Source organism: Streptomyces sp. NPDC007084 (assembly GCF_040703595.1).
In the GTDB taxonomy this organism is placed as follows: domain Bacteria; phylum Actinomycetota; class Actinomycetes; order Streptomycetales; family Streptomycetaceae; genus Streptomyces.
This window is the reverse complement of record NZ_JBEYFY010000002.1, coordinates 1-22,613: the sequence shown is the minus strand read 5'-3', so window position 1 is coordinate 22,613 and position 22,613 is coordinate 1. Positions and strand designations below refer to the sequence as shown.

Sequence of the window (22,613 nt, the reverse complement as noted above, 5' to 3'; positions counted from 1 at the left end):
GGGGAGTTTGTCAACAGCCCATCGCACATGACGTGTTGACGACTACTGTCAGTTGCCGTCGGGCGACACGGGGTCGATTTCCCCGGCTTCGTCGACCGGCACGTGATGGCGCATGCCCGAGTCGCAGACCCGCGGGAGCCCTGTGCCCCGACGCATCCAGTACGAGGACGCCGATGTCTCACCTTCGCGCACCGGCCGCACGCGCAGACCGCCGTGAGGGCGGCGGGCGACACGGACGACCCGTCGCCCGCCCCACCCCCGCACCGGCCGAGTCGCACCTGCGGCCGCAACTGCTGCGCCTCGCGGTCCTGCCCCCCACGGCGGTGGCCCTCAGCGGGTGCGCGGCGGTCCTGTTCACCGTCCGCTCCACTGGCGCCCGGCCCGGCCCCGCCTTGTGGGCGGTCCTCGCCGGAGCGGTGGCCGTCGCCATGGCCGGCATCCTCATCGCCGCCGTGGCCGCCGACCGCGCCGCCCTGTCCGTCGGCGAACGCATAGGCGCCCTGCGCCGCGCCAGCGCCCGCACCGAGGCCGACCTGCGCACCGTCGTGGAGGGCCTGCGCCGCGGCGAGAGCCCGCCCGCGCGCAAGTCCCGCAGGCAGCCGCCCGCCGACGCCGACGACTTCGAGCTGCTCGCCGCCGACCTGTCCCGCGTCCACGACGGCGCCGTCGCCGCCGTCGTCCAGGCGGCGCGGCTCTCCGGCCACGCGGGCAGCGAACAGAAGGTCGAGGTCTTCGTCAATCTCGCCCGGCGCCTGCAGTCCCTGGTGCACCGGGAGATCTCCATCCTCGACGAGCTGGAGAACGAGATCGAGGACCCCGACCTGCTCAAGGGGCTCTTCCACGTCGACCACCTCGCCACCCGCATCCGCCGCCACGCCGAGAACCTCGCGGTGCTCGGCGGCGCCGTCTCGCGCCGCCAGTGGAGCAACCCCGTCTCCATGACCGAGGTGCTGCGGTCCGCGATCGCCGAGGTCGAGCAGTACTCCCGGGTCAAACTCGTGCCGCCGATCGAGGGCACCGTGCGCGGCCACGCCGTCGCCGACGTGATCCACCTGCTCGCCGAACTCGTGGAGAACGCCACGGTGTTCTCCGCCCCGCACACGCAGGTCCTGCTCCGCGTCAACCTCGTCACCTCGGGGCTGGCCATCGAGGTCGAGGACCGGGGCCTCGGCATGCAGCCGGGCGAACAGAACAAGATGAACGCCCTGCTCGCCGACCCCGACCAGGTCCAGGTCGCGAGCCTCCTCCAGGACGGGCGGATCGGCCTGTTCGTCGTCTCGCAACTCGCCCGCCGGCACGGCATCCACGTACGCCTCCAGAGCAACATCTACGGCGGTGTCCAAGCCGTACTCGTCGTCCCGCAGGAGCTGTTGGGCTCGGCGCCGGGTGCGCTCGGGCCCGCGGGCGTACAGCACGAGGCCGGCGTACGGCAGGGGGCGGGCGGCGGACATCCGGCGCCCGGCGTGCCCTTGGCGCCCGGCGTGCCTGTGACGCCGGGTGTACCTCTGCCGCCCGGTGCGCCTCTGGCACCCGGCGGTTCGAGGGCGCCCGCCCCGGCTCTGGCTCCTCAGCCCGTGACGGGACACACGGCCGCCGCCCCCACCGGCCGCCCGGTGGCCCCCATCCCGCGCCAGGCACAGCGCGAACTCGCCCCCGGCGAGACGCCGCCTCCGCCGGTCCCGGCCCCAGGCCGCACGCCAGACGGCGGCCCCGCGCCGCTCCCCACCCGCACGAACCGCGCCCGACGCCCCAACCCCGCCGACGCCGTACCCGGCATCCGGGCGGAGGACCGGGCCGCCGCCGCGGAGCACGTGGGCCGTCCGCCCACCCCACGCACGGGCGCCGTGCGCGGCACCATGGGCAAGCCCCACCTGCCCAGGCGGCGCGCCCAGGAACACCTGGTCCCGCAACTGCGCGAGGGTCCCGTGGCCCGGCAGGAACCGGAAGAGGTCGTCGGGCACGATCCGGGGCTCATGGCCGCGTTCCAGCGCGGTATCGGACGCGCGGAGGCCGCCCATGCCAGGGAGGCGTCCCCGGGGACTCCGAACCGGGATGCGGTCCCGGCGCCGGCGGAAAGGGCGCCGGGGGCGGCGGAAACAGAAAGGGCGCCCGGGGCGGCGGAAGGCGTGCCGAGACCGGTGGAACGGGCGCCTCAGCAGGCGGCGGACGGCCCCCTGTCCCACCCCGGTGGGGTGCCCGCCCCGGCCCCGCCCTCCGACGACCCGGGCACCGGCGCCGTACCCCTGACGCAGGGGACTCCGGTGCCGTACGCGGGCGAGGCACACAGCACGTACGCGCCGGTGCCGCACGAGGACCCGGACACCGCGTCCGGACACGACCGAACCGGGCGTACCGGCCGCACGGACGGGAGCCCACCGGCCGGATGACCGTCCGTCCCCCCCCCCCCCCCCACACACACCCACGAACCGCACACCTGACCGCACACCCCTGACCGCAACCCCCACACAGCCCCCCCCACCGCTCCCGCAGACCTTCGTACCCCAAGGAGTCGATCCCCCATGGCGAGCGATGCGCCGACCGGCCACGTTTCCGACCTCGACTGGCTGATGAGCGGCCTCGTCCAGCGCGTACCCCACACCACCAGCGCCGTACTGCTGTCCTGCGACGGGCTCGTGAAGTCCGTCCACGGGCTCGACCCGGACAGCGCCGACCACATGGCCGCGCTGGCCTCCGGCCTCTACTCCCTCGGGCGCAGCGCCGGTGTGCGCTTCGGGGACGGCGGTGACGTCCGGCAGGTCGTGGTCGAACTCGACTCGACGCTGCTGTTCGTCACCACCGCCGGCTCCGGCACCTGTCTGGCCGTGCTCGCCGGGCGCGAGGCGGACGCGGCGGTGCTCGGCTACGAGATGGCCATGCTGGTCAAGAGCGTCCGGCCCTACCTGGTCACCGCGCCCCGGCAGCACGCCGTCGAAACCCCGGCGATGAGGTCTTGAGCGTGACCGCGGCCGGCGACGGGCCCTGGCTGGACGATGCCGCGGGACGCCTGGTGCGCCCCTACACCGTCAGCAACGGCCGAACCCGTCCGTCGACCGCCCTCGACCTCCTCTCGCAGGTCATGGCCACCGGAGCCACACCCCTCGGCTACCTGGGGCCCGAGCACAGCCAGGCACTCGAACGGTGCGGGGCACCGGTCTCCGTCGCGGAGATCGCCGCTCATCTGAAGCTGCCGGCGGCGGTCACCAAGGTGCTGCTGTCCGACCTCGTCGACTGCGGGGCGCTCACCACCAAGCCCCCGGAGTTCCACCACAACCCCACTGACCGGTCTCTTCTGGAGGCAGTGCTCGATGGACTACGACGACAGCTCTGACCCCTTTCCCACCGCGCTGAAGATCTTGGTCGCGGGCGGGTTCGGGGTCGGCAAGACGACCTTCGTCGGCGCGGTGAGCGAGATCGCGCCGCTCAGCACGGAGGAGCTGCTCACCACGGTCAGCGCCGCGACCGACAACCTCGACGGCATCGAGAACAAGGTCGAGACGACCGTCGCCATGGACTTCGGCCGGATAACCCTCGACCAGGAACACGTGCTCTACCTGTTCGGCACACCCGGGCAGGAGCGGTTCTGGTTCATGTGGGACGAACTCTCCGAGGGCGCGCTCGGCGCGGTCGTCCTCGCGGACACCCGCCGCCTGGAGGACTGCTTCGCGGCGGTCGACTTCTTCGAACAGCGCGGCCTCGGCTTCATCGTCGCGGTGAACGAGTTCGACGGCTCGTACCGCTACAGCCCCGACGAGGTGCGCGCGGCGATCGACCTCGACCCCGCGATCCCCATCGTGCCCTGCGACGCGCGGATCTCCAGCTCGGGCGTGCAGACCCTGCTCACCCTGGTCCGCCATCTGCTCGCCCACGCCCCCGTGCGTCTGCCCGGCCAGGGGGTGCGGACATGAGCTACGACCCGCCCAGGCCGACAGGCCGTCTGCTGCTGACCCCCCAGGACAGGGATGCCCCGGCCCGGGTGCGGCGGCTGCGCCGGCTCGGTCTCGGGGAGCGGGCCGAGCCCGCCTTCGACGTGTTCGCCGACCGGCTGGCGCGGGTGGCCGCCGCTCCGTATTCGAAGGTCACGTTCGTCGGCGAGGAACAGCAGTTCTTCGCCGGCCTGCACACGCCCGACCGCGGCGGTGTGCTCGGTGACATTCCGGCGGGGGAGCGGGAACGGGAGCGGGGCATCGGCCGACGTCTGGGCCGGGAGTACGGCTTCTGCCCGCACGTCGTGGTCCGCCGCAAGGCGCTCGTCCTGGAGGACGTGCGCGACTACCCGCGTTTCGCGGGCAATCCGCTCGTCGACGAGATCGGCGTGCGCTCCTATCTCGGCGCTCCGCTGATCGACAGCACCGGTATCGCGCTCGGCACGATCTGCGTCGAGGACGTCGAACCGCGCCCGTGGGGAAAGGCGGGCCTGGAGACCATCAAGTCGATGGCGGCGGAACTGGCCGGACAACTCGAACGGCGGGAAGGCGCCCACGGCTTCTGACGCGGGGAGGGAAACCGGAAAAGGGCGGGAAAGAGGCGGGGAAATGCGGGGCGGCCCCGGGGCGTATCCGGGGCGTGAAGGAAAGCTGGGGCCGCGCTTAAGAAAACCTCGATGGACCGGAGGTACCGTCGTAGGGCAGATTCCTCAGGGAATTCACCCCTCTCCCCGGCCTGGGCTGCCTTCGGCGTGCCCTTTCCCGGGACCTCACCCACAGGAGCCGTCGCGTGAAGGCGCTGGTCAAGGAGAAGGCGGAGCCCGGGCTCTGGCTCACGGACGTCCCCGAGCCGCAGGCAGGCCCCACGGACGTGCTGATCAAGGTCCTCAGGACCGGTATCTGCGGCACCGACCTGCACATCCGCAACTGGGACGGCTGGGCGCAGCAGGCCATCACCACACCCCTCGTCCTCGGCCACGAGTTCGTCGGTGAGGTCGTCGAGACCGGCCGCGACGTCGCCGACATCAACGTCGGCGACCGGGTCAGCGGCGAGGGCCACCTCGTCTGCGGCAAGTGCCGCAACTGCCTCGCGGGCCGCCGCCATCTGTGCCGTGCCACGGTCGGTCTCGGCGTGGGCCGCGACGGCGCGTTCGCCGAGTACGTCGTGCTGCCCGCCGCCAACGTGTGGGTGCACCGCGTCCCCGTCGACCTGGATGTCGCCGCGATCTTCGACCCGTTCGGCAACGCCGTCCACACCGCCCTGTCCTTCCCGCTGGTCGGCGAGGACGTCCTGATCACCGGCGCCGGTCCGATCGGCCTGATGGCCGCCGCCGTGGCCCGCCACGCGGGCGCCCGCAACGTCGTCATCACCGACGTCAGCGAGGAGCGCCTCGAACTGGCCCGCAAGATCGGCGTCAGCCTCGCGCTCGACGTCTCGGGCGCCACCATCGCGGACGGTCAGCGCACCCTCGGCCTGCGCGAGGGCTTCGACATCGGCCTGGAAATGTCTGGCCGCCCCGAGGCCATGCGCGACATGATCGCCAACATGACGCACGGCGGCCGGATCGCGATGCTGGGCCTGCCCTCCGAGGAGTTCCCGGTCGACTGGTCCCGGATCGTCACCTCCATGATCACCATCAAGGGCATCTACGGCCGCGAGATGTTCGAGACGTGGTACGCGATGTCGGTCCTGCTGGAGGGCGGCCTCGACCTCGCGCCCGTGATCACCGGCCGCTACGGATTCCGCGACTACGAGGACGCGTTCGCCGACGCCGCCAGCGGTCGCGGCGGCAAGGTCATCCTCGACTGGACCCTCTGAGGACTCTAAGGAACTGATGATGTTCGACTCCGTCCGTGACGACCTGCGCAGCACCCTCGAAGAGATCACCGCCGCCGGGCTGTACAAGCCCGAGCGGGTCATCGGCACCCCGCAGTCCGCCACCGTGAACGTCACCGCGGGCGGCCGCCCCGGTGAGGTCCTCAACTTCTGCGCGAACAACTACCTCGGCCTCGCCGACCACCCCGAGGTCGTCGCCGCCGCCCACGAGGCCCTGGACCGCTGGGGCTACGGCATGGCCTCCGTGCGCTTCATCTGCGGTACGCAGGAGGTGCACAAGGAGCTGGAGGCGCGGCTGTCCGCGTTCCTCGGCCAGGAGGACACGATCCTCTACTCCTCCTGCTTCGACGCCAACGGCGGTGTCTTCGAGACCCTCCTCGGTGCCGAGGACGCGGTCATCTCCGACGCCCTCAACCACGCCTCGATCATCGACGGCATCCGCCTCTCCAAGGCCCGCCGCTTCCGGTACGCCAACCGCGACATGGCCGACCTGGAGGCGCAGCTCAAGGAGGCCTCCGACGCCCGCCGTCGGCTCATCGTCACCGACGGCGTCTTCTCCATGGACGGCTACGTCGCCCCGCTCAAGGAGATCTGCGACCTCGCCGACCGCTACGACGCCATGGTCATGGTGGACGACTCGCACGCCGTCGGTTTCGTCGGCCCCGGTGGTCGCGGCACCCCCGAGCTGCACGGCGTCATGGACCGCGTCGACATCATCACCGGCACCCTCGGCAAGGCCCTCGGCGGCGCCTCCGGCGGTTACGTCGCGGCCCGCGCCGAGATCGTCGCCCTGCTGCGCCAGCGGTCCCGCCCCTACCTCTTCTCGAACACCCTCGCCCCGGTGATCGCCGGGGCCTCCCTGAAGGTCCTGGACCTGCTGGAGTCCGCCGACGACCTGCGGGTGCGGCTCGCCGAGAACACCGCGCTGTTCCGGTCCCGGATGACCGAGGAGGGCTTCGACATCCTTCCCGGTGACCACGCCATCGCGCCCGTCATGATCGGTGACGCCTCCGTCGCCGGCCGGATGGCGGAACTGCTCCTGGAACGCGGCGTCTACGTGATCGGCTTCTCCTACCCGGTCGTCCCGCAGGGCAAGGCCCGCATCCGGGTGCAGCTCTCCGCCGGCCACTCCACGGAGGACGTCAACCGCGCGGTGGACGCCTTCGTGGCGGCACGGGCGGAACTCCAGGGCTGAGGGGAGGGGAGACGCCTGTCCTACGGCCCGGCTCCGCCGATCCCGGCCCCGCGGTCGGATGACCGGCGTACCCCTGTGACCTGAGAGAATCGGTCGCATGATCGAAGCGCGGCGGCTCCACATCCTCCGTGCGGTGGCGGACCACCGTACGGTGACCGCGGCAGCCGCCGCGCTGTACCTCACCCCCTCCGCGGTCTCGCAGCAGTTGACCGCGCTGGAGCAGGAGACCGGCCACCGGCTGGTCGAGCGCGGCGCCAAGGGCGTACGGCTGACCCCGGCCGGCGAGATCCTGCTCGGCCACACCAACTCCGTACTCGCCCAACTGGAGCGTGCGGAGGCCGAGTTGGCCGCGTACAGCTCGGGATCGGCCGGTACGGTCACGGTGGCGGCCTTCGCCACCGGCATCAACCTGGTCGTCGCCCCCGCCCTGTCCCGGCTGGCCGTCTCCGCCCCCGGTATCCGTCTGCGGGTCCAGGACGCCGAGGGGGACGCCAGCCTGCCGATGGTGCTGGACCGGCAGGTCGACATCGCGGTGGCCGTCGAGTACCGGGGAGCGCCGGACGCGGACGACCCGCGCCTGACCCACGTCCCGCTCTACGCCGAGCCCTTCGACGCGGTCGTCCCCGTCGCCCACCGGCTGGCCGGCGCCGAGGAGGTGCCGCTCGCCGAACTGGCCAAGGACCCGTGGATCGGCCCCTACCCCGGCAACCCCTGCCATGACGTGGTCGTCCTGGCCTGCGAGAACGCCGGATTCCAGCCGCGTCTCGAACACTCCTCGGACGACTTCCGGGCGGTCGTCGCCCTCGCCTCGGCCGACGCCGGTGTCGCCCTCGTGCCCCGCTCGGCGCTGCGGGGGATGGAACTCACCGGAGTCGTCGTCCGCCCCGTCGACGGGGTCCCGCCCACCCGCCGGGTCTTCGCCGCCGTCCGCCGCGGAGCGGAGGGGCATCCGCTGATCCGGCCGGTTCTGGAGGCGCTGACGGAGGCCGCGACCGGCGACTGGCGCTGACGGAGGCCGCGACGGGTGTCTGGCGCTGACGGAGGCCGGCGAGGGCGACTGGGCTGACGGAGGCCGCGACGGGTGTCTGGCGCTGACGGAGGCCGCGGCGGGCGACTGACGATCGCGCCCTGTCTCGTATATGGGATACGATCCCGGATATGGGAAGCGGAGAAGTTGAGGCGGCGGACGCCGTCGACGCCCGGCTCGGGGCGCGGCTGGCCGAGCTGCGAGCCGAACGGGGCTGGTCTCTGGGCGAGTTGGCGGAGCGGAGCGGGGTCAGCCGCTCGACCCTGTCCCGTGCCGAGCGCGCTGAGATCAGCCCCACGGCCTCGCTCCTGAACCGCCTCTGCCACGTGTACGGGCGGACCATGTCCCACCTGCTGAGCGAGATCGAGGCCGAACCGGCGCCGCTGGTCCGCGCCGCCGACCAGACGGTGTGGACGGACCGGGCCTCCGGCTTCGAGCGGCGGTCGGTGTCACCCCCGCACGCCGGACTGCGGGGCGAACTGGTCGAGGGTCGCCTCACGGCCGGCGCCGACATCGCCTACGACCGGCCTCCCGTACCCGGCCTGGAACAGCACATCTGGGTCCTCGAAGGGTCGCTCGACGTGACCGCGCGGGACGTCGAGCACCGGCTCGGCGTGGGCGACTGCCTCCGGCTGCGGGTGTGGGGCCCGACGCGCTTTCGCTGCCCCGGCCCCGAAGACGTGCGCTACGTCCTGGCGGTGGTGCTCCCGTGACCGGCCCCATCATCACCGTGTCCCGACTCGACGAGGGTGAACTCCTCGACGCCGCAGGCGAGTTGGCCGATCTGCTCGTCGACACCGTGGCGGGCGGGGCCTCGATCGGTTTCCTCGCGCCGCTCGGCCGGTCCGATGCCGTCGCCTGGTGGGAGGCACGGGCGACCGCCGTCGCGGCGGGGCACCTCACCGTCTGGACCGCCCGTCGCGGCACCCGGCTGCTCGGCACCGTGAGCCTCGACCGCCCGGACAAGCCCAACAGCCGCCACCGCGCGGAACTCGTGAAGCTGATGGTGCACCGGGCGGAACTCGTGAAGCTGATGGTGCACCGGGCGGGGCGCGGGCAGGGCCTCGGCCGGACGCTCCTGGCCACGGCGGAGACGGCCGCCGCCGCGACGGGCGTCACCCTCCTGCACCTCGACACCGAGACGGACAGCCCCGCCGAGTCCCTCTATCTCTCGGCCGGCTGGACCCGCGTCGGGGCGATCCCCGACTACGCGGCGACCCCGTCCGGCGAGCTGCGACCGACGACGCTCTTCTACAAACGGCTGGGCGCGGACACCGGACCGGCCGCGCTCTGACGTGCCGCTTCCGTCCGCCGATGTCAGTGCGGCCCGCTAGCGTGCGACGCATGCCGGATGCCGAAGACGTACGACGGATCGCCCTCTCCCTGCCGGACACGACGGAGAAGATCGCCTGGAGCATGCCCACCTTCCGGGTCGCGGGAAAGATGTTCGCGACGCTGCCCGAGGCCGAGACCTCCATCGCCGTCCGCTGCCCGAAGGAGGAGCGCGACGAACTGGTCCTGGCCGAGCCGGGCAAGTTCTGGACCGCCGACCACGAGGCCGGCTTCGCCTGGGTCCGGGCCCGGCTCTCCGCCCTGGAGGACGAGGACGAACTCCGGGACATCCTCGCCGACTCCTGGCGCCAGGCGGCCCCGCCCCGACTGATCGAGGCCCACCCGGAGTTGGGCGCCCCGTCCGCCGGTTGAAACACCTCCGGCGTTGTCAGACCCCCGTGGCATGATCCGGAACAGGAGTGGAGTGCCGGACGGACGGCTTCGTGGGGGAGTCGTGAGGCAGGCCGGCGGCCAGGGGAGGGGTGCGAGCGGGATGACCAGGACCTCATCGGGCGACGAGCCGCGGTGCGGGGGACCGTCGGGGTGCGCGACAAAGGACCCCGTCGTGGACGAGCGGGGCGCGGCGGCCCGGCGCACGGGGTCGCCCGGGGACGGGCGTGACCTGTCACCGGGAGCGTCCCGCCCGTCAAGTGGGCTTTCCGGTACGGAGGATGGCGCCGCGGAACCCTCGGGGACCGTAGGCGTTACCCGGCCGGATGACGGTGCCGGTCCGGTGCCGGGAGGTCCGGGTTCGTCCGGGGCGGGCGTCGCTCGGTCCGCCGCAGGGGGCTCGGGGCCGTCAGGGATGAGCGGGGCCGGTCCTGCCCGAGGCGGTTCCGGGCCGTCCGGGGTGGAGGACGCGGGTCCTCCCCGAGGTGGTTCCCGGCTGTCCGGGGTGGAGGGCGCTGGTCCTCCCCGAGGTGGTTCCCGGCCGTCCGGGGTGGAGGGCGCTGGTCCTGCCCGAAGGGGGTCCGGGCCGTCCGAGGCGGGCGGCGCCGGTCCTGTCCCAGGTGAGTCCGGGCTCTCCGGGGCGGGCGGTGGGCCGGGGTGCGCTGTTGAGGGCTCCTCGGACAGGCGTCCGCTCCGCGCCGCCGGTCTCGGCGTCGACCCGTCGCCGCCCGCGTCCGTCTGGTCGCGCGACTTCGCCCTGTTCTTCGTCGCCAGGGCCCTCGCCCGGCTCGGCGACACCATGCTGCCGGTCGCCCTCGCCGCCGGACTCCTCCAGTACGGGTACGGGGTCGGCGCCGTCGGTCTCGCCATGGCCGCGTCGGCCGCGTCCTTCGCCGGACTGGTCATCTTCGGCGGGGTGATCGCCGACCGGTTCGACACCCGCAAGCTGATGATCGGCGCCGACCTGGTGCGACTGGTCACCCAGTCCGCCGCCGCCGCGCTCTTCTTCACCGACCACGTCATCCTCTGGCAGATCTGCGTGATCGGCGCGGTCAACGGCGTCGCGGGCGCCGTCTTCCAGCCCGGCGTCGCCAGCACCGTCCCGCGCCTCGCCACCGACGTCCAGGGGGCCAACGGCGCGATCCGCATAGCCGAGTCCGCCGCACAGCTCGGCGGCCCCGCCCTCGCCGGCCTGCTGGTCGCGTTCGCCTCCGCTGGAGGGGTGTTCGTCGCCCACGCCGCGACCTTCGCGCTCAGCGCCCTGTGCCTGCTGCTGCTCCGCCTGCCGGCCGCGGCTCCCGGAAGCCGGGCGCACGGCGCCAGCTTCCGCGCCGATCTCACCGAAGGCTGGCGGGAGTTCAGGGCGCGCACCTGGCTCTGGGGCGTGATCGTCATCTGGTGCGTCTACATGATCGCCGTCTGGGGCCCGACCGTCCCCCTGGTGGCGACCGAGGTGGTGCAGCAGCACGGCCCGCGCGCCTACGGACTCATCAACTCCGCCCTCGGCGCGGGCACTGTCCTCGGCGGACTCGTCGCGCTGCGGCTGCGTCCGCGCCGGATGCTGCGCGCCGGTTCGATCGCCCTCTTCGCCTTCGCCTGCTTCCCCGCCTCCGTCGGCGCCGGCCTCGGTGTCGGGGCCATCTCAGCGGGAGCGGTCATAGCCGGGGCGGGGATGTCCGTCTGGGGGGTCATGTGGGCGACCAGCGTGCAGACGCAGGTCGCGCCCGACGTCCTCAACCGCATCCACGCCTACGACGTCGCCGGCTCCCTGGCGATGATGCCGGTGGGCCAGGCCCTCGCCGGACCGGCGGCAGCCGCCCTCGGCGCCGACCGCGTCCTGCTCATCGGCGGGGTCATGAGCCTCGTCGTGGCCGCGGCCCTGCTGTCCGTGCCCGCGATCCGCGACCTGGTCCGGGTCGAGGGACCCGTGCCCCGGCTCGGCGCGACCGTCGCCGCCGCGACACCGGCCCGGAAAGAGAGACGCCGGACCGGGTGAGCGGCGCGCGCCGGGCCCGGAGCAAGGGCACCCCCGGGCGGCAGGGGACCCGGCGCGGGTGGCGGAGCACGGGCACGCCCGCTCGACGGGGGACCCGGCACGGTCGGCCGGCGGTTCAGGCGTGTGCCCGGGCCCCGAGGAAGCCGTCGATCCGCTCGCGCAGGGACCCGGCGTCCAGGCCGTGCGCCGTCAGGTGCTCCTCGACCGTCCCGTAGCGGCGCAGTTCACGGCGGCCCACACCGAGACCGAGGACGCGGTGGGGCACGTCGGCCAGCGCTTCCCCGGCGGCGGCCGACGAGGTACCAGCCAGATACGGCTCGACCAGCACGACGTCGGTGCCGGCCGACCCGGTGGCACGGCGCAAGGCGGCCCCGTCGAACGGGCGGACGGTGGTCGCGTAGAGCACGCTCACATCGCGTCCCTCGGTGGCGGCCAGTACGGCGTCCAGCATCGGCCCCACCGCGACCACCACACCGTCGCGGCCCTCCCGGACCGTGTGGAAGCGGACCCCGTCGACCACGCGGCCGTGCGCGTTGGCCTGCACGGACAGCCGGACGTACACCTTGTCGTCCCCGGCGGCGACGGCGTGCCGCAGCAGGGTCTCCGCCTCGTCGGGATGACCCGGCACATGGACGGTCCAGCCGTCGAGGGTGTCCAGCAGTGCCACGTCGCCCGGCGCCATGTGCGTGAACCCGCCGGCCGGCCAGTCGAAGGAGGCCGCCGCGCTGACCAGGACGGCGCCCACGTCCTGGTGCCCGAGGTCCAGCTTGATCTGCTCGAATGGCCGCTCCACCAGGAAGCTCGCGAAGGTGTGTACCACCGGCCGCAACCCGGTCAGCGCCAGGCCCGCGCCCGCCCCGATCAGGAGCTGCTCCCGGATGCCGACGTTGATCACCCGGTCCGGATGCCGGCGCCGGGCCTCCGTGAAGCCGTCCGCGCCGATCTCGGCGAGCACGACCGCGACGCGCGGGTCCTCGGCGAGCAGCCGCGAGACGACGGGTCCGAAACGGTCACGCATGGTGTCCATGGGTACGGGGTCCTTCCTGAAGACGATGGGCAGCGGGGCCTGTGGACCCCGGACAAGCGGTCGTGACGACTGAGCGCGGAGGGAGGGAAGCGCAAGGCCGGGAACCGGGGTGGCGATCACGGGCTCTTGGGCTCGACCTGGGCCACGACCACGTGCGGCCGGCCCGGATGCGGGGCGGTGAAAGCCGCGTACAGGGCCTCGTGGTCACGCCCGTCCACGGGGGCCGTGGACCAGCCGGCCGCCTCGAACCGGGCCGCGATGCCGCCCGGCCGGCCATGGCTCGCCGAGGAGTTGTCGATCACGACGGTGTGCAGCCGCTCCAGCCCGGCCGGTCCGGCGAACGCGATGGCCTCGTGGTTGCTGCCCTCGTCCAGTTCGGCGTCGCCGACCAGCACCCACACCCGCGGCTCGCCGAGACCCCGTGCCCGCAGCCCGAGCGCCATCCCGACCCCGATCGGCAGCCCGTGGCCGAGCGACCCGCTGCCGATCTCGGCACCCGGCACCAGCACCCGGTCCGGATGGTGCCCGAGCGGCGAGTCGTGGGAACCGAAACCGGGCAGCCACTCCACCGGCAGGAACCCCTTGGCGGCGAGCACCGCGTAGTAGGCCATCGGCCCGTGCCCCTTGGACAGGAGGAACCGGTCACGCTCGGGGTCGGTGAGCCGTTCGGGAGTGACGCGCAGAACCCGGTCGTACAGGACCCACAGCGCGTCCAGTGTGGAGGTCGCCGCCGGGCCGTGCTTCTCGTCGCCCGTCATCAGCCCCATCAGTCGCGGCAGGTCGGCGTAGGTGTGGCGGCGCTTCGCGGTGATCGTCATACGAACGATCGTGCAACCTCAACCAAACTTCAGGTCAAGCGGTCGCGGAAGCCGCCTCCTGTTTCCGGACCGCACCGGGCGACCGCCCCGGGATAAACGGGTGCGCGACCACGGGCGTGAGTGCGGTATTGTTTCCGTGCACGTCCAGCCAGGGGAAACCCCAGGTCAGGCGGGCATCGGGACGTGGCGCAGCTTGGTAGCGCACTTGACTGGGGGTCAAGGGGTCGCAGGTTCAAATCCTGTCGTCCCGACTGGAGACAGTCGCATGTGAGGGCCGGTTTCGGAGACATCCGAGACCGGCCCTTGATCGTTCCCGGGGACCGGCTGGGGACTGGATTCCGCCGGGGACCTCCCCCCCCGTTTCGCCGGGCGGGCCAGTGAGGCGTAGCGGCCCACCATTGAAAAGGATTGAAAAGGCCGGCTCGGCCGGCGGCGGATGTGGTCCAGACGACGCACCCTAGGTCGTTCGGCCCGCCGGGTGGAAGTTGATGCGTTCACTGACGACGGGGAAACCGGCCCTGGCGAAGTTCGCGGCCATGGGGAAGTTGGCCCGGTCCGTCGCTCCGCTGATGAACTCCGCGCCCTGCTCGACGAGGAGGCAAGCGCACTCCGCGAGGAGGTCGTAGGCGTAGCCACGACCGCGCTGTTCCGGGACGACTCCGATGAAGCCGATGGTCGGGCCGGAGGGGTTGTGGGCCGGGATGTGGATGCCGGCCAGGTCGCCCTCCGGCGTGTGTGCGGTCTGCCACCATTCCCGAGGGGAGGGGCACCAGTGGAAGAAGTCGAGTTCCTCCTGGGCGGCCTGGTCGAGGCCGCCCTCCTCGATGGCCCTGAGCGCGTGGGCGTCCAGGGTGGCGGAGTGGATGCGGCGCAACGCGTCGAAGAACACGCTGTCGTCGGGTTCGGCGCTGAAGCGCAGGCGTCCGGGCCGCTCGGGCAGACCTCGCTCCGGGGTCCAGCGGTACAGGAAGCGTTCCACCAGGAGTTCGTACCCTGCGGCTCGTGCGGCGGCGAAGCGAGCCTCGGCGCCGGCGCGCAGGTCGGTCTTCTCCCGCCAGCCGCCGGGCAGGTTGATCTCGAGTTCGACCCGCCAGGGAGCGGAGCGCAGGAGTTCGGCCCCGGCCTCCTCCTCGCCCTCGGCCACGTCGAACCAGTTGATGTTGACGGGCTCCGAATCGTCGGGGCCGCCCCACCACGCGCCGCGCGCGACCACCTCGCCGTCGCGCAGGGCGACGCGCTTCCAGTCGGGGCGGAACTGGGTACGCCGATGGCCTGCACGGGCGCCCAGGGGGTCGGGGAGTGCGTCGAAGAGATGGGCGTCGCTCGCGGAGAGCGCGCGGATGACCGGATCGGTCATGGATTCCTCCGGGATACAGGCTGCTTGGAGCGCTCCCGGTCAGAACTGACGAACGACGCCGGGACAGCGGAAGAGGGAGCGCTGGAACGATGTGAACTGCACGGCACTCGCCTCCTTCCGTCCGTCTCAGGGCGTGGAACCACACCGTACGTGATCTTCTGGTGGTCCGTCCACGGATTTCCGCGCCCCGTGAAGGAGGGGCTCGCGGGACGACGCAGAGTTCCCTCAAGGCCCCGGGGTCCTGCTAGGCGTTGCTCCACCCGGTCGTGCCCGAGTAGGAGTCCAGCAGGTCCACCACGAACACCAGGGTCGATCCCGGCGGGATCAACGGCGAGGGCGACTGCTTGCCGTAGCCGAGACGCGGGGGAACGATGATCTCGCGCCGACCGCCGATCTTCATCCCTCGCACTCCCCGGTCCCAGCCCTTGATGACCTTGCCGCCTCCCAGGGCGAACTTGAACGGCTGACCCCGGTCCCAGGAGGCGTCGAACTCCTTCCCGGACTCGAAGGTCACCCCGACGTAGTGGACCTTGACCACCATGCCCGGCCTCACCTCGGCCCCGTTCCCGATGACCAGGTCCCGGACGGTCAGCTCGGCAGGGGCGTCACCCTCCGGGACCTCGACCTCGGGCTTTGTCGGTTCACTCATCGCAGCCTTCTCACTCGCCGTCGGACCTCGGACGTCGTTGTCCGAAATCATCGCCGATACGGGCGACACCGGCCGACACCGGCGTCAGTACCAGGCCGCGGCCACACGGCGTCCACCGCCGCCGCCCCGGCTACCGCGCGGCCTTCAGGGACCGCTCGGCAAAAAACGCGTGGACCCCGCAGACACGGTCACGGGACACTGAGGTCTCGGCCGGCCCGGACGGCTCCGCGCCGCGCGCGGTCTCTTCGCGCACCGGCCTCTTCAGGTATCGGCGGCCCCCTCGCATAAGCGTCGGCAGGGCCGCCCCGACGACACGGGGGTGGGGATGGCATCACCTGAAACGAGCAAGGCGTTACCGGGCGGGGGCCCGGTGCTGCTCGCTCTCCGTTACTACGGACGGGAGTTGCGCCGGCTCCGCGGGCTGACGGTGCCCACCACGCTGCTGCCCGCGCTGGGCAACATCGGCATCGCCTACGTCGCGCCGCTCATCGTCGCCAAGCTCGTCGCCCGCATCGCCGAGGACAAGGGCATCACCCTCGGCACGGCACTCCCGTACGTCCTCGGGTTCGGTGGTGTGCTGCTGCTCGCGGAGGCGCTGTGGCGCCTCGGCGTGCACTGTCTGAACCGGCTGGAAGCCCTCGGCATCGAGCACCTCTACGTGGTCGGCATGGACGAACTCTTCGCGAAGGACGCCGCGTTCTTCCACGACAACTTCGCCGGGTCGCTCACCAAGCGGGTGCTGAGCTTCGCCACCCGCTTCGAGGAGTTCATCGACACCATGACCTTCCAGGTCGTCGGCAGCTTCGTGCCGCTGGTGTTCGGCTCGGCCGTCCTGTGGTGTTACGAGCCCCTGCTGGTCGTCGGACTCCTGACCATGATCACGGTGACGGCCCTGTGCGTGGTCCCCCTCATCCGCCGCCGCCAGGCACTCGTCGCCCAGCGCGAGGAGGCGATCGCCCGGGTCTCCGGCCATGTCGCCGACAGCCTGATGAACATGGACACCGTCCGCGCCTTCGCCGCCGAGGAGCGCGAGGCCGCCGAACACCGCTCGCGCGTCGCCGCGTCACGCCGGCTCACCCTGCGGTCCTGGGACTACGGCAACCTGCGCATCGACACCTTCGTCGCGCCGATGTCGGTGCTGACCAACGCGCTCGGTCTGCTGCTCGCGGTCGCGTTCGGCGGGAGCGGGCACGGCGTGGAGGCCGTCGTCGTCGCGTTCACGTACTACACCAACGCCACCCGGATCATGTTCGAGTTCAACCAGATCTACCGGCGGCTGGAAAGCTCGATGACGGAGGCGGCCCAGTTCACGGAGCTGCTCCTGACACCGCCGACCGTGCTCGACCCGGTCACCCCGGAGCCGTTGCGCACCCGGGCCGCCGACGTCCGCTTCGAACGGGTGAACTTCACCCACGGCGGCGCGAAGCCGCTGTTCGCCGGACTCGACCTGGTCGTCCCGAGCGGCGCGAAGGTCGGCCTGGTCGGCCGGTCCGGCGGCGGCAAGACCACCCTCACCCGGCTGCTGCTGCGGATGACCGACGTCGACGCGGGCCGCATCCTCATCGGCGGCCAGGACATCAGCCGGCTGCGCCAGGCCGATCTGCGGAGCCTGATCGCTTACGTGCCGCAGGACCCGGCGATGTTCCACCGCACCCTGCGGGACAACATCGCCTTCGCCCGCCCGGACGCCACCGAGGCCGAGATCCGGCGCGCGGCCAAGGCGGCCCACGTCACGGAGTTCGCCGACGCGCTGCCCGACGGTTTCGACACCATGGTGGGGGAGCGGGGCATCAAGCTGTCCGGCGGGCAGCGCCAGCGGGTCGCCCTCGCCCGGGCGATCCTGCGGGACGCGCCGATCCTGCTCCTCGACGAGGCGACCAGCGCCCTCGACTCCGAGAGCGAGATCCTTGTCCAGGAGGCGTTGTGGCGGCTCATGGAGCGGCGTACGGCGCTGGTCGTCGCGCACCGGCTGAGCACGGTCGCCGGCATGGACCGGCTCGTCGTCCTCGACCGGGGCCGCATCGTGGAACAGGGCACCCACCAGGAACTCCTCGCGTCCGACGGGGCCTACGCCAAGCTGTGGCGCCACCAGTCGGGCGGCTTCATCGCCGACGGCCCTGCATCGGGCGGCGGCCTGGCTTCGGGCGGCGGCCTGGCTTCGGCGGGCGGTTTCGTATCGGCCGGCGGTCCGGTGCCGGTGGGCGGTCCGGCATCGGCGGGCCGTCTGGTGTCGGCCGGCGGTCCGGCAGCGGCCGACCTGCCGGCAGCGGCCGACCTGTCTCCGACGGCCGACGGGCCGGCCGCGCCGGTGGACGACCTGGGAGCCCCGGCCGAGCACCACTGACCGGGGCGGGCCGCCGACACCCGTACGGACAACCAGCCCGCCCACACCCCTACGAACGACTCCGAAAGGAGGGCAGGGCCTCCGGGCCGCTCAGCGTTTGAAGCCGACCCCGCCGTACAGGGACACCGGTTCGTCGCCGATCGGCGTCTCGTCCTCGGCGAGGTCGGGGCGCCAGTCCTTCACGGACACGATCCCCGGTTCCACGAGGTCGAGCCCCTGGAAGAAGCCGCTCACCTCGGCGTGCGAACGGCCCACGAGCGTGACGCCGCCGCGCGCGTACGTCTCGATGCCCCGCCGTACGTTCTCCGGCTCGAAGTCGGCGGTCATGGCGGACAGCGCCAGACAACTGCCCGGCGCCAGCGCGTCCACCAGGGTCTCCACCAGCTCGTACGCGCCGGACTCGTCGGAGATGAAGTGCATCAGCGCGATCAGCGACAGGGCCACCGGCCGGTCGAGGTCGAGCACCCGCCCGGCCTCGGCCAGGATCTTGTCCGGCTCGCGGACATCGGCCTGGATGTACTCCGTCACCCCCTCCGGGGTGCCCCGCAGCAGCGCCTCGGCGTGGGCCAGGACGATCGGGTCGTTGTCGACGTACACCACCCGGGCCTCCGGAGCGGTGGTCTGCGCGATCTGGTGCAGGTTGGGCTCGGTCGGGATGCCGGTGCCGATGTCGAGGAACTGGCTGATTCCCGCCGTGCGGACCAGATGACGGGTGGCCCGCTGCATGAACCAGCGGTTGCTGCGCGCGGCCCGTGCGGCGCCCTGGTCGAGGGACATGATGTGCCGCCCGAGCTGTTCGTCCACGGGGTAGTTGTCCTTGCCGCCCAGGTACCAGTCGTACACCCGTGCCGGATGGGGTCTGCTGGTGTCGATCCGGTCTGCGGTGGATCCGGTCCCCGTCATACGACAACTCCCTTTTCCGCTCGGCCTGTTCACCTCGCCGACGGGCTGTCCCGCCGGTGCGCGAGCAGTGTGCCATCCGGGGGCGGACCGGGCAGGGGGACCGTCGATCCCCGGCCACCGGGTGTCGGTCTCCGGCTTTCCGGGCCGCGCACGCCCGGACGCACAGCCGTACGCAGGAGCGTGCGTACGGTCGTGCGTAAGGGCATGTGCACGGGCATCTGTGCAGGCATCTGTACAGGCATGTGTTCAGGCATCCCTGTGCGGGACGGATGGGCGGATACCGGCCGTCGGCGGATCTTCCCAAGGGCCCACAGCGGGGGGTATAGTCCAAAACTAGCAGTGCTAATTAATCTCGGTGTCCGTCAGGAGTCCAGTCGTGCGTCCCGTCCATTTCGCGGCCGCCCGCCGCACGCCCATCGGCAAGCTGCGCGGGGCCTTGTCCTCCGTACGGCCCGACGACCTCGCCGCGGGTGTCATCCGCGGCCTGGTCGCCGAGGTGCCCACCCTCGACCCGGCCCGCGTCGACGACGTCTACTGGGGCGCCGCCAACCAGGCCGGCGAGGACAACCGCAACGTCGCCCGCATGGCCGCCCTGCTCGCCGGGCTGCCCGACAGCGTGCCCGGCGCCACCGTCAACCGGCTGTGCGCCTCCGGCCTCGAAGCCGTCACCACGGCCGCCCGCGCCATCGCCTCCGGCGAGGCCGACATCGTGCTCGCCGGCGGCTCCGAGTCGATGAGCCGCGCCCCCTTCGTCCTGCCGCGCCCGGACGAGGCGCTGCCGCACCGCATCGAGACCGTGGACACCCGGCTCGGCTGGCGGCTGGTCAACCCGGCGATGAAGGAACTGCACGGGCTGCTGTCCATGGGGGAGACCGCCGAGGAGGTCGCCGAGCGGTACGACGTCTCCCGCGAGCGTCAGGACGCCTTCGCGCTCCGCAGCCACCAGCGCGCGGCCGACGCCCGCAAGAACGGGTACTTCGACGCCGAACTGCTGCCCGTGGAGCGCCCCGACGGCGTTGTGGTCGACCGCGACGAAAGCGTCCGCGAGGACACCTCGCTCGACAAGCTGTCCCGCCTCAAGCCGGTCTTCCGCGCGGGCGGGACCGTCACCGCGGGCAACGCCTCGCCCATGAACGACGGCGCCGCCGGTGTGCTCCTCGTCAGCGAGGAGGTCCTGAACGAACTTCATCTGGAATCCCTCGGCCGGTACGTCGCCGGGGCCTCTGCCGGAGTCGACCCGGACGTCATGGGCATCGGGCCGGTGCCCGCCACCCAAAAGGCGCTCGCGCGCGTCGGCTGGAGCGTCGGCGACATCGCGGAGGCCGAGTTCAACGAGGCGTTCGCCGCGCAGGCCCTCGCCTGTGTCGACCGCCTCGGCATCGACCCCGACCTCGTCAACCCCACCGGCGGCGCCATCGCCCTCGGCCATCCGCTCGGCTGTTCGGGCGCCCGTATCCTCACCACCCTGCTGCACCGCATGCGCCGTACCGGCGCCGCCCGCGGCCTGGCCACGATGTGCGTCGGGGTCGGTCAGGGCAGCGCGGTCCTGATCGAGCGCCACTGAACACCGGCAAGGCGGCTGACATCCGTGGACCTGGGTCGCGGCCTGGGTCTACGGCGGGCGACCGAACGCGGAATGCCGGTGGGCCTGGGCTCCCGGGAGGCGGGCGCGGAATGCCGGTGGGCCTGGGCTCCCGGGAGGCGGGCGCGGAATGCCGGTGGGCCTGGGCTTCCGGCAGGTGGGCGCGGAACGCCGGTGGGCCTGCGCTTCCGGCAGGCGGGCGCCGAATGCCGGTGGCCCGGGACCCCGGCAGGCGCCCGAGCGCCGGTGGCCCCCGAACCCCGGCAAGCCGCCGGAGACCCGTGGGCCGGACCCCTGCCCAACGCCCGGCGCCCCGGACCCCGGCCGCTGCCCACGCCCGTAGGCCACGAGCCCTGCCGCCTCCACCGCGCGCGGGCCCAGCCTCGCCCACGATCCCAGACGGCGAGCCGCCGTACGCCCCCGCCGCGTGCCCACCGGCCTCGACCCCGACCCTGCCCCTGCCCCTGACCCCTCGACCGCCGTCCCCTCGCCCACCGGTCCCACCCACCCCCTCTGGTCCAGAGCCGCACCAGCAAGAAACGGAGCCACCCTCCATGGCAACCCTCTCCCTCGCCGCGATCCTCGCCGAGAACGCCCGGCGCCGTCCCGCCAGGACGGCGCTCGTGGAGGGCGATCTGCGTCTCACCTTCGCCGAGGTGTGGCGGTCCGTGCTGGCGCAGGCCGGAGCGCTCACCGGGCTCGGTGTGCGGCCCGGGGACCGGGTGGCCCTGATGGCGCCCAACACGGCGGAGTTCCCGCACGCCTACTACGCGATCGCGGCGGCCGGCGGCGTGGTCGTCCCCGTCCACCTGCTCCTGTCCGCCTCCGAGGTCGAACACGTCCTGAAGGACAGCGGAGCGACCCTGCTGCTCTGTCACCCGGCGCAGGAGGCGACCGGCGGCGCCGCCGCGCGTGCCCTCGGCGTCCGAGTCGTCACGCTCGGGGCCGAGTTCGAGACGCTCGCGGCGGACGCCGAGCCCCTCACCTCGTACGTCACCCGGGACGCCGACGATCCGGCCGTCGTCTTCTACACCAGCGGCACCACCGGCGTGCCCAAGGGCGCCGTGCTCAGCCACTTCAACCTGGTGATGAACGCGACCGTCAACGCCTTCGACGCCAACGACATCCGCCCCGACGACATCGCCCTCGGCGCCCTGCCCCTCTTCCACGCCTTCGGCCAGACCGTCTCCCTCAACTCCACCTGGCGCGCGGGCGCCACCCTCGTCCTGCTGCCGCGATTCGACGCCGCGCGGGCGATCGAGCTGATGGTGAGGGAAGGCGTCAACACCTTCCACGGTGTCCCGACGATGTACGTGGCCCTTGCCGCCGCGGCGGCGGACGCGGCGACCCTGCCCGAGCTGCGGGTCTGCATCTCCGGCGGTGCCTCGCTGCCCCTCGCCGTGCTGGAACGGTTCGAGGCCGCGTTCGGCGCGAAGATCTACGAGGGGTACGGGCTGTCGGAGACCTCGCCGACCGCCTCCGTCAACCAGCCGCTGTTCGGCACCCGGGCGGGCACGATCGGCCATCCGCTGTGGGGCGTCGACGTGGAGATCGCGCGGGCCGAGGTCGAGGGGCGGATCGAACTGCTGCCCCCGGGTGAGCTGGGCGAGGTCGTCATCCGCGGCCACAACGTCTTCTCCGGTTACCTGGGCAGGCCCGAGGCCACCGCCGAGGCCGTGGTGGACGGCTGGTTCCGTACCGGTGACCTCGGCACCAAGGACGAGGACGGCTTCCTGCGGATCGTCGACCGCAAGAAGGACGTCATCATCCGCGGCGGCTACAACGTCTATCCGCGCGAGGTCGAGGAAGTGCTGATGCGTCACCCCGCCGTCGCCCAGGTCGCGGTGATCGGACTGCCCGACGAACTGCACGGCGAGGAGGTGTGCGCCGTCGTCGTCCGCGCGGCGGGCGCCACGGCCGGCGCGGCGGAGATAGCCGAGTGGTCCAAGGACCATCTGGGCCGTCACAAGTACCCGCGCCGCCTGGAGTTCACCGACGAGATGCCCCTCGGCCCCAGCATGAAGATCCTCAAGCGCGAACTCCGCACCCGCTACACAGCCACCCACTACACGGCCCCCCGCCAAACGGCCTGACCCGGCCCCGGCCGACCTCGCGCCCCAGCCCCGGCCACCCACGCGCCTTGCGGCCCGGGGCCTTGCGGCCCGGGGCCTTGCGGCCCGGGGCCTCCCGGCGCTGGGTGACAGCCCCAGGCCCGAGCGACCGCCCCGCGCCC

At 72.6% G+C, this 22,613-nt stretch carries 20 protein-coding genes and 1 tRNA gene; 16 read left to right on the top strand and 5 right to left on the bottom strand.

The window, feature by feature from the left end; genetic code table 11:
* Positions 1-173 precede the first annotated feature (173 nt).
* The 12 genes from AB0912_RS02050 (at position 174) to AB0912_RS01995 (ending at position 11,700) form a co-directional block, all read left to right on the top strand.
* A complete protein-coding gene (locus tag AB0912_RS02050) occupies positions 174-2,387 on the top strand; it encodes an ATP-binding protein (RefSeq protein ID WP_366695763.1) in 2,214 nt (737 codons plus the stop codon).
* A gap of 132 nt (positions 2,388-2,519) precedes the next feature.
* A complete protein-coding gene (locus AB0912_RS02045; RefSeq protein ID WP_081220442.1) occupies positions 2,520-2,954 on the top strand; it encodes a roadblock/LC7 domain-containing protein in 435 nt (144 codons plus the stop codon).
* A 2-nt stretch (positions 2,955-2,956) separates the two neighbouring features.
* A complete protein-coding gene (locus AB0912_RS02040; protein WP_366695761.1) occupies positions 2,957-3,328 on the top strand; it encodes a DUF742 domain-containing protein in 372 nt (123 codons plus the stop codon).
* Positions 3,306-3,905 carry an ATP/GTP-binding protein gene (locus AB0912_RS02035; protein ID WP_366695760.1) on the top strand — a complete coding sequence of 200 codons (600 nt, stop codon included), beginning with the start codon at positions 3,306-3,308 and terminating at the stop codon, positions 3,903-3,905. Before AB0912_RS02040 ends, AB0912_RS02035 begins: the two co-directional genes overlap by 23 nt.
* Positions 3,902-4,489, top strand: a complete 588-nt coding sequence (locus AB0912_RS02030; protein WP_366695758.1) for a GAF domain-containing protein — start codon at positions 3,902-3,904, stop codon at positions 4,487-4,489. Before AB0912_RS02035 ends, AB0912_RS02030 begins: the two co-directional genes overlap by 4 nt.
* Positions 4,490-4,713: 224 nt before the next feature.
* Positions 4,714-5,742, top strand: a complete 1,029-nt coding sequence (tdh, locus tag AB0912_RS02025) for an L-threonine 3-dehydrogenase (protein ID WP_366695756.1) — start codon at positions 4,714-4,716, stop codon at positions 5,740-5,742.
* 19 nt (positions 5,743-5,761) lie between these two features.
* Positions 5,762-6,955, top strand: coding sequence for a glycine C-acetyltransferase (locus tag AB0912_RS02020; RefSeq protein ID WP_366695754.1), 1,194 nt, complete (start codon positions 5,762-5,764; stop codon positions 6,953-6,955).
* A gap of 97 nt (positions 6,956-7,052) precedes the next feature.
* Positions 7,053-7,964, top strand: a complete 912-nt coding sequence (locus AB0912_RS02015; protein ID WP_366695752.1) for a LysR family transcriptional regulator — start codon at positions 7,053-7,055, stop codon at positions 7,962-7,964.
* 149 nt (positions 7,965-8,113) lie between these two features.
* Complete coding sequence (locus AB0912_RS02010; RefSeq protein WP_366695750.1) at positions 8,114-8,695, top strand: XRE family transcriptional regulator; 582 nt, start codon at positions 8,114-8,116, stop codon at positions 8,693-8,695.
* An 11-nt stretch (positions 8,696-8,706) separates the two neighbouring features.
* Positions 8,707-9,276: a GNAT family N-acetyltransferase gene (locus AB0912_RS02005; protein ID WP_366696263.1), complete on the top strand. Its 570-nt coding sequence runs from the start codon at positions 8,707-8,709 to the stop codon at positions 9,274-9,276.
* Positions 9,277-9,326: 50 nt separating this feature from the next.
* Positions 9,327-9,686 (top strand): MmcQ/YjbR family DNA-binding protein, encoded by a 360-nt coding sequence (locus AB0912_RS02000; RefSeq protein ID WP_366695748.1) that lies wholly within the window; start codon positions 9,327-9,329, stop codon positions 9,684-9,686.
* Between the two features lie 775 nt (positions 9,687-10,461).
* Complete coding sequence (locus AB0912_RS01995; RefSeq protein WP_366696262.1) at positions 10,462-11,700, top strand: MFS transporter; 1,239 nt, start codon at positions 10,462-10,464, stop codon at positions 11,698-11,700.
* A 115-nt stretch (positions 11,701-11,815) separates the two neighbouring features.
* Here the strand turns inward: AB0912_RS01995 and AB0912_RS01990 are convergent, their stop codons facing one another.
* A complete protein-coding gene (locus AB0912_RS01990) occupies positions 11,816-12,727 on the bottom strand; it encodes a transketolase (protein WP_366695746.1) in 912 nt (303 codons plus the stop codon).
* Positions 12,728-12,843: 116 nt separating this feature from the next.
* Positions 12,844-13,545, bottom strand: coding sequence for a transketolase (locus AB0912_RS01985; RefSeq protein ID WP_366695744.1), 702 nt, complete (start codon positions 13,543-13,545; stop codon positions 12,844-12,846).
* A 177-nt stretch (positions 13,546-13,722) separates the two neighbouring features.
* Here AB0912_RS01985 and AB0912_RS01980 point away from each other — a divergent pair.
* Positions 13,723-13,796, top strand: a tRNA-Pro gene (locus AB0912_RS01980).
* Positions 13,797-14,002: 206 nt separating this feature from the next.
* Here AB0912_RS01980 and AB0912_RS01975 read toward each other — a convergent pair.
* Positions 14,003-14,902: a GNAT family N-acetyltransferase gene (locus AB0912_RS01975; RefSeq protein ID WP_366695742.1), complete on the bottom strand. Its 900-nt coding sequence runs from the start codon at positions 14,900-14,902 to the stop codon at positions 14,003-14,005.
* A 244-nt stretch (positions 14,903-15,146) separates the two neighbouring features.
* Complete coding sequence (locus tag AB0912_RS01970; RefSeq protein ID WP_366695740.1) at positions 15,147-15,551, bottom strand: FKBP-type peptidyl-prolyl cis-trans isomerase; 405 nt, start codon at positions 15,549-15,551, stop codon at positions 15,147-15,149.
* Positions 15,552-15,876: 325 nt separating this feature from the next.
* Here AB0912_RS01970 and AB0912_RS01965 point away from each other — a divergent pair, with 325 nt between their 5' ends.
* Positions 15,877-17,895, top strand: a complete 2,019-nt coding sequence (locus tag AB0912_RS01965; protein ID WP_366695738.1) for an ABC transporter ATP-binding protein — start codon at positions 15,877-15,879, stop codon at positions 17,893-17,895.
* 90 nt (positions 17,896-17,985) lie between these two features.
* On the opposite strand, the gene AB0912_RS01960 is transcribed toward AB0912_RS01965, so the two are convergent.
* Positions 17,986-18,798: an SAM-dependent methyltransferase gene (locus AB0912_RS01960; RefSeq protein ID WP_366695736.1), complete on the bottom strand. Its 813-nt coding sequence runs from the start codon at positions 18,796-18,798 to the stop codon at positions 17,986-17,988.
* A 376-nt stretch (positions 18,799-19,174) separates the two neighbouring features.
* Here AB0912_RS01960 and AB0912_RS01955 point away from each other — a divergent pair, with 376 nt between their 5' ends.
* Together AB0912_RS01955 and AB0912_RS01950 are read left to right on the top strand one after the other, a co-directional pair.
* Positions 19,175-20,362 carry a thiolase family protein gene (locus AB0912_RS01955; RefSeq protein ID WP_366695734.1) on the top strand — a complete coding sequence of 396 codons (1,188 nt, stop codon included), beginning with the start codon at positions 19,175-19,177 and terminating at the stop codon, positions 20,360-20,362.
* A gap of 572 nt (positions 20,363-20,934) precedes the next feature.
* A complete protein-coding gene (locus AB0912_RS01950; RefSeq protein WP_366695732.1) occupies positions 20,935-22,473 on the top strand; it encodes a long-chain fatty acid--CoA ligase in 1,539 nt (512 codons plus the stop codon).
* Positions 22,474-22,613 lie beyond the last annotated feature (140 nt).

Coding starts and splice junctions, on each gene's coding strand:
- AB0912_RS02035 (WP_366695760.1), top strand. CDS start 3,306: ATGGACTACGACGACAGCTCTGACCCCTTTCCCACCGCGCTGAAGATC.
- AB0912_RS01990 (WP_366695746.1), bottom strand. CDS start 12,727: ATGGACACCATGCGTGACCGTTTCGGACCCGTCGTCTCGCGGCTGCTC.
- AB0912_RS01975 (WP_366695742.1), bottom strand. CDS start 14,902: ATGACCGATCCGGTCATCCGCGCGCTCTCCGCGAGCGACGCCCATCTC.
- AB0912_RS01970 (WP_366695740.1), bottom strand. CDS start 15,551: ATGAGTGAACCGACAAAGCCCGAGGTCGAGGTCCCGGAGGGTGACGCC.
- AB0912_RS02030 (WP_366695758.1), top strand. CDS start 3,902: ATGAGCTACGACCCGCCCAGGCCGACAGGCCGTCTGCTGCTGACCCCC.
- AB0912_RS01950 (WP_366695732.1), top strand. CDS start 20,935: ATGGCAACCCTCTCCCTCGCCGCGATCCTCGCCGAGAACGCCCGGCGC.
- AB0912_RS02010 (WP_366695750.1), top strand. CDS start 8,114: ATGGGAAGCGGAGAAGTTGAGGCGGCGGACGCCGTCGACGCCCGGCTC.
- AB0912_RS01985 (WP_366695744.1), bottom strand. CDS start 13,545: ATGACGATCACCGCGAAGCGCCGCCACACCTACGCCGACCTGCCGCGA.
- AB0912_RS02015 (WP_366695752.1), top strand. CDS start 7,053: ATGATCGAAGCGCGGCGGCTCCACATCCTCCGTGCGGTGGCGGACCAC.
- AB0912_RS02020 (WP_366695754.1), top strand. CDS start 5,762: ATGTTCGACTCCGTCCGTGACGACCTGCGCAGCACCCTCGAAGAGATC.
- AB0912_RS02050 (WP_366695763.1), top strand. CDS start 174: ATGTCTCACCTTCGCGCACCGGCCGCACGCGCAGACCGCCGTGAGGGC.
- AB0912_RS01960 (WP_366695736.1), bottom strand. CDS start 18,798: ATGACGGGGACCGGATCCACCGCAGACCGGATCGACACCAGCAGACCC.
- AB0912_RS01965 (WP_366695738.1), top strand. CDS start 15,877: ATGGCATCACCTGAAACGAGCAAGGCGTTACCGGGCGGGGGCCCGGTG.
- AB0912_RS02045 (WP_081220442.1), top strand. CDS start 2,520: ATGGCGAGCGATGCGCCGACCGGCCACGTTTCCGACCTCGACTGGCTG.
- AB0912_RS02000 (WP_366695748.1), top strand. CDS start 9,327: ATGCCGGATGCCGAAGACGTACGACGGATCGCCCTCTCCCTGCCGGAC.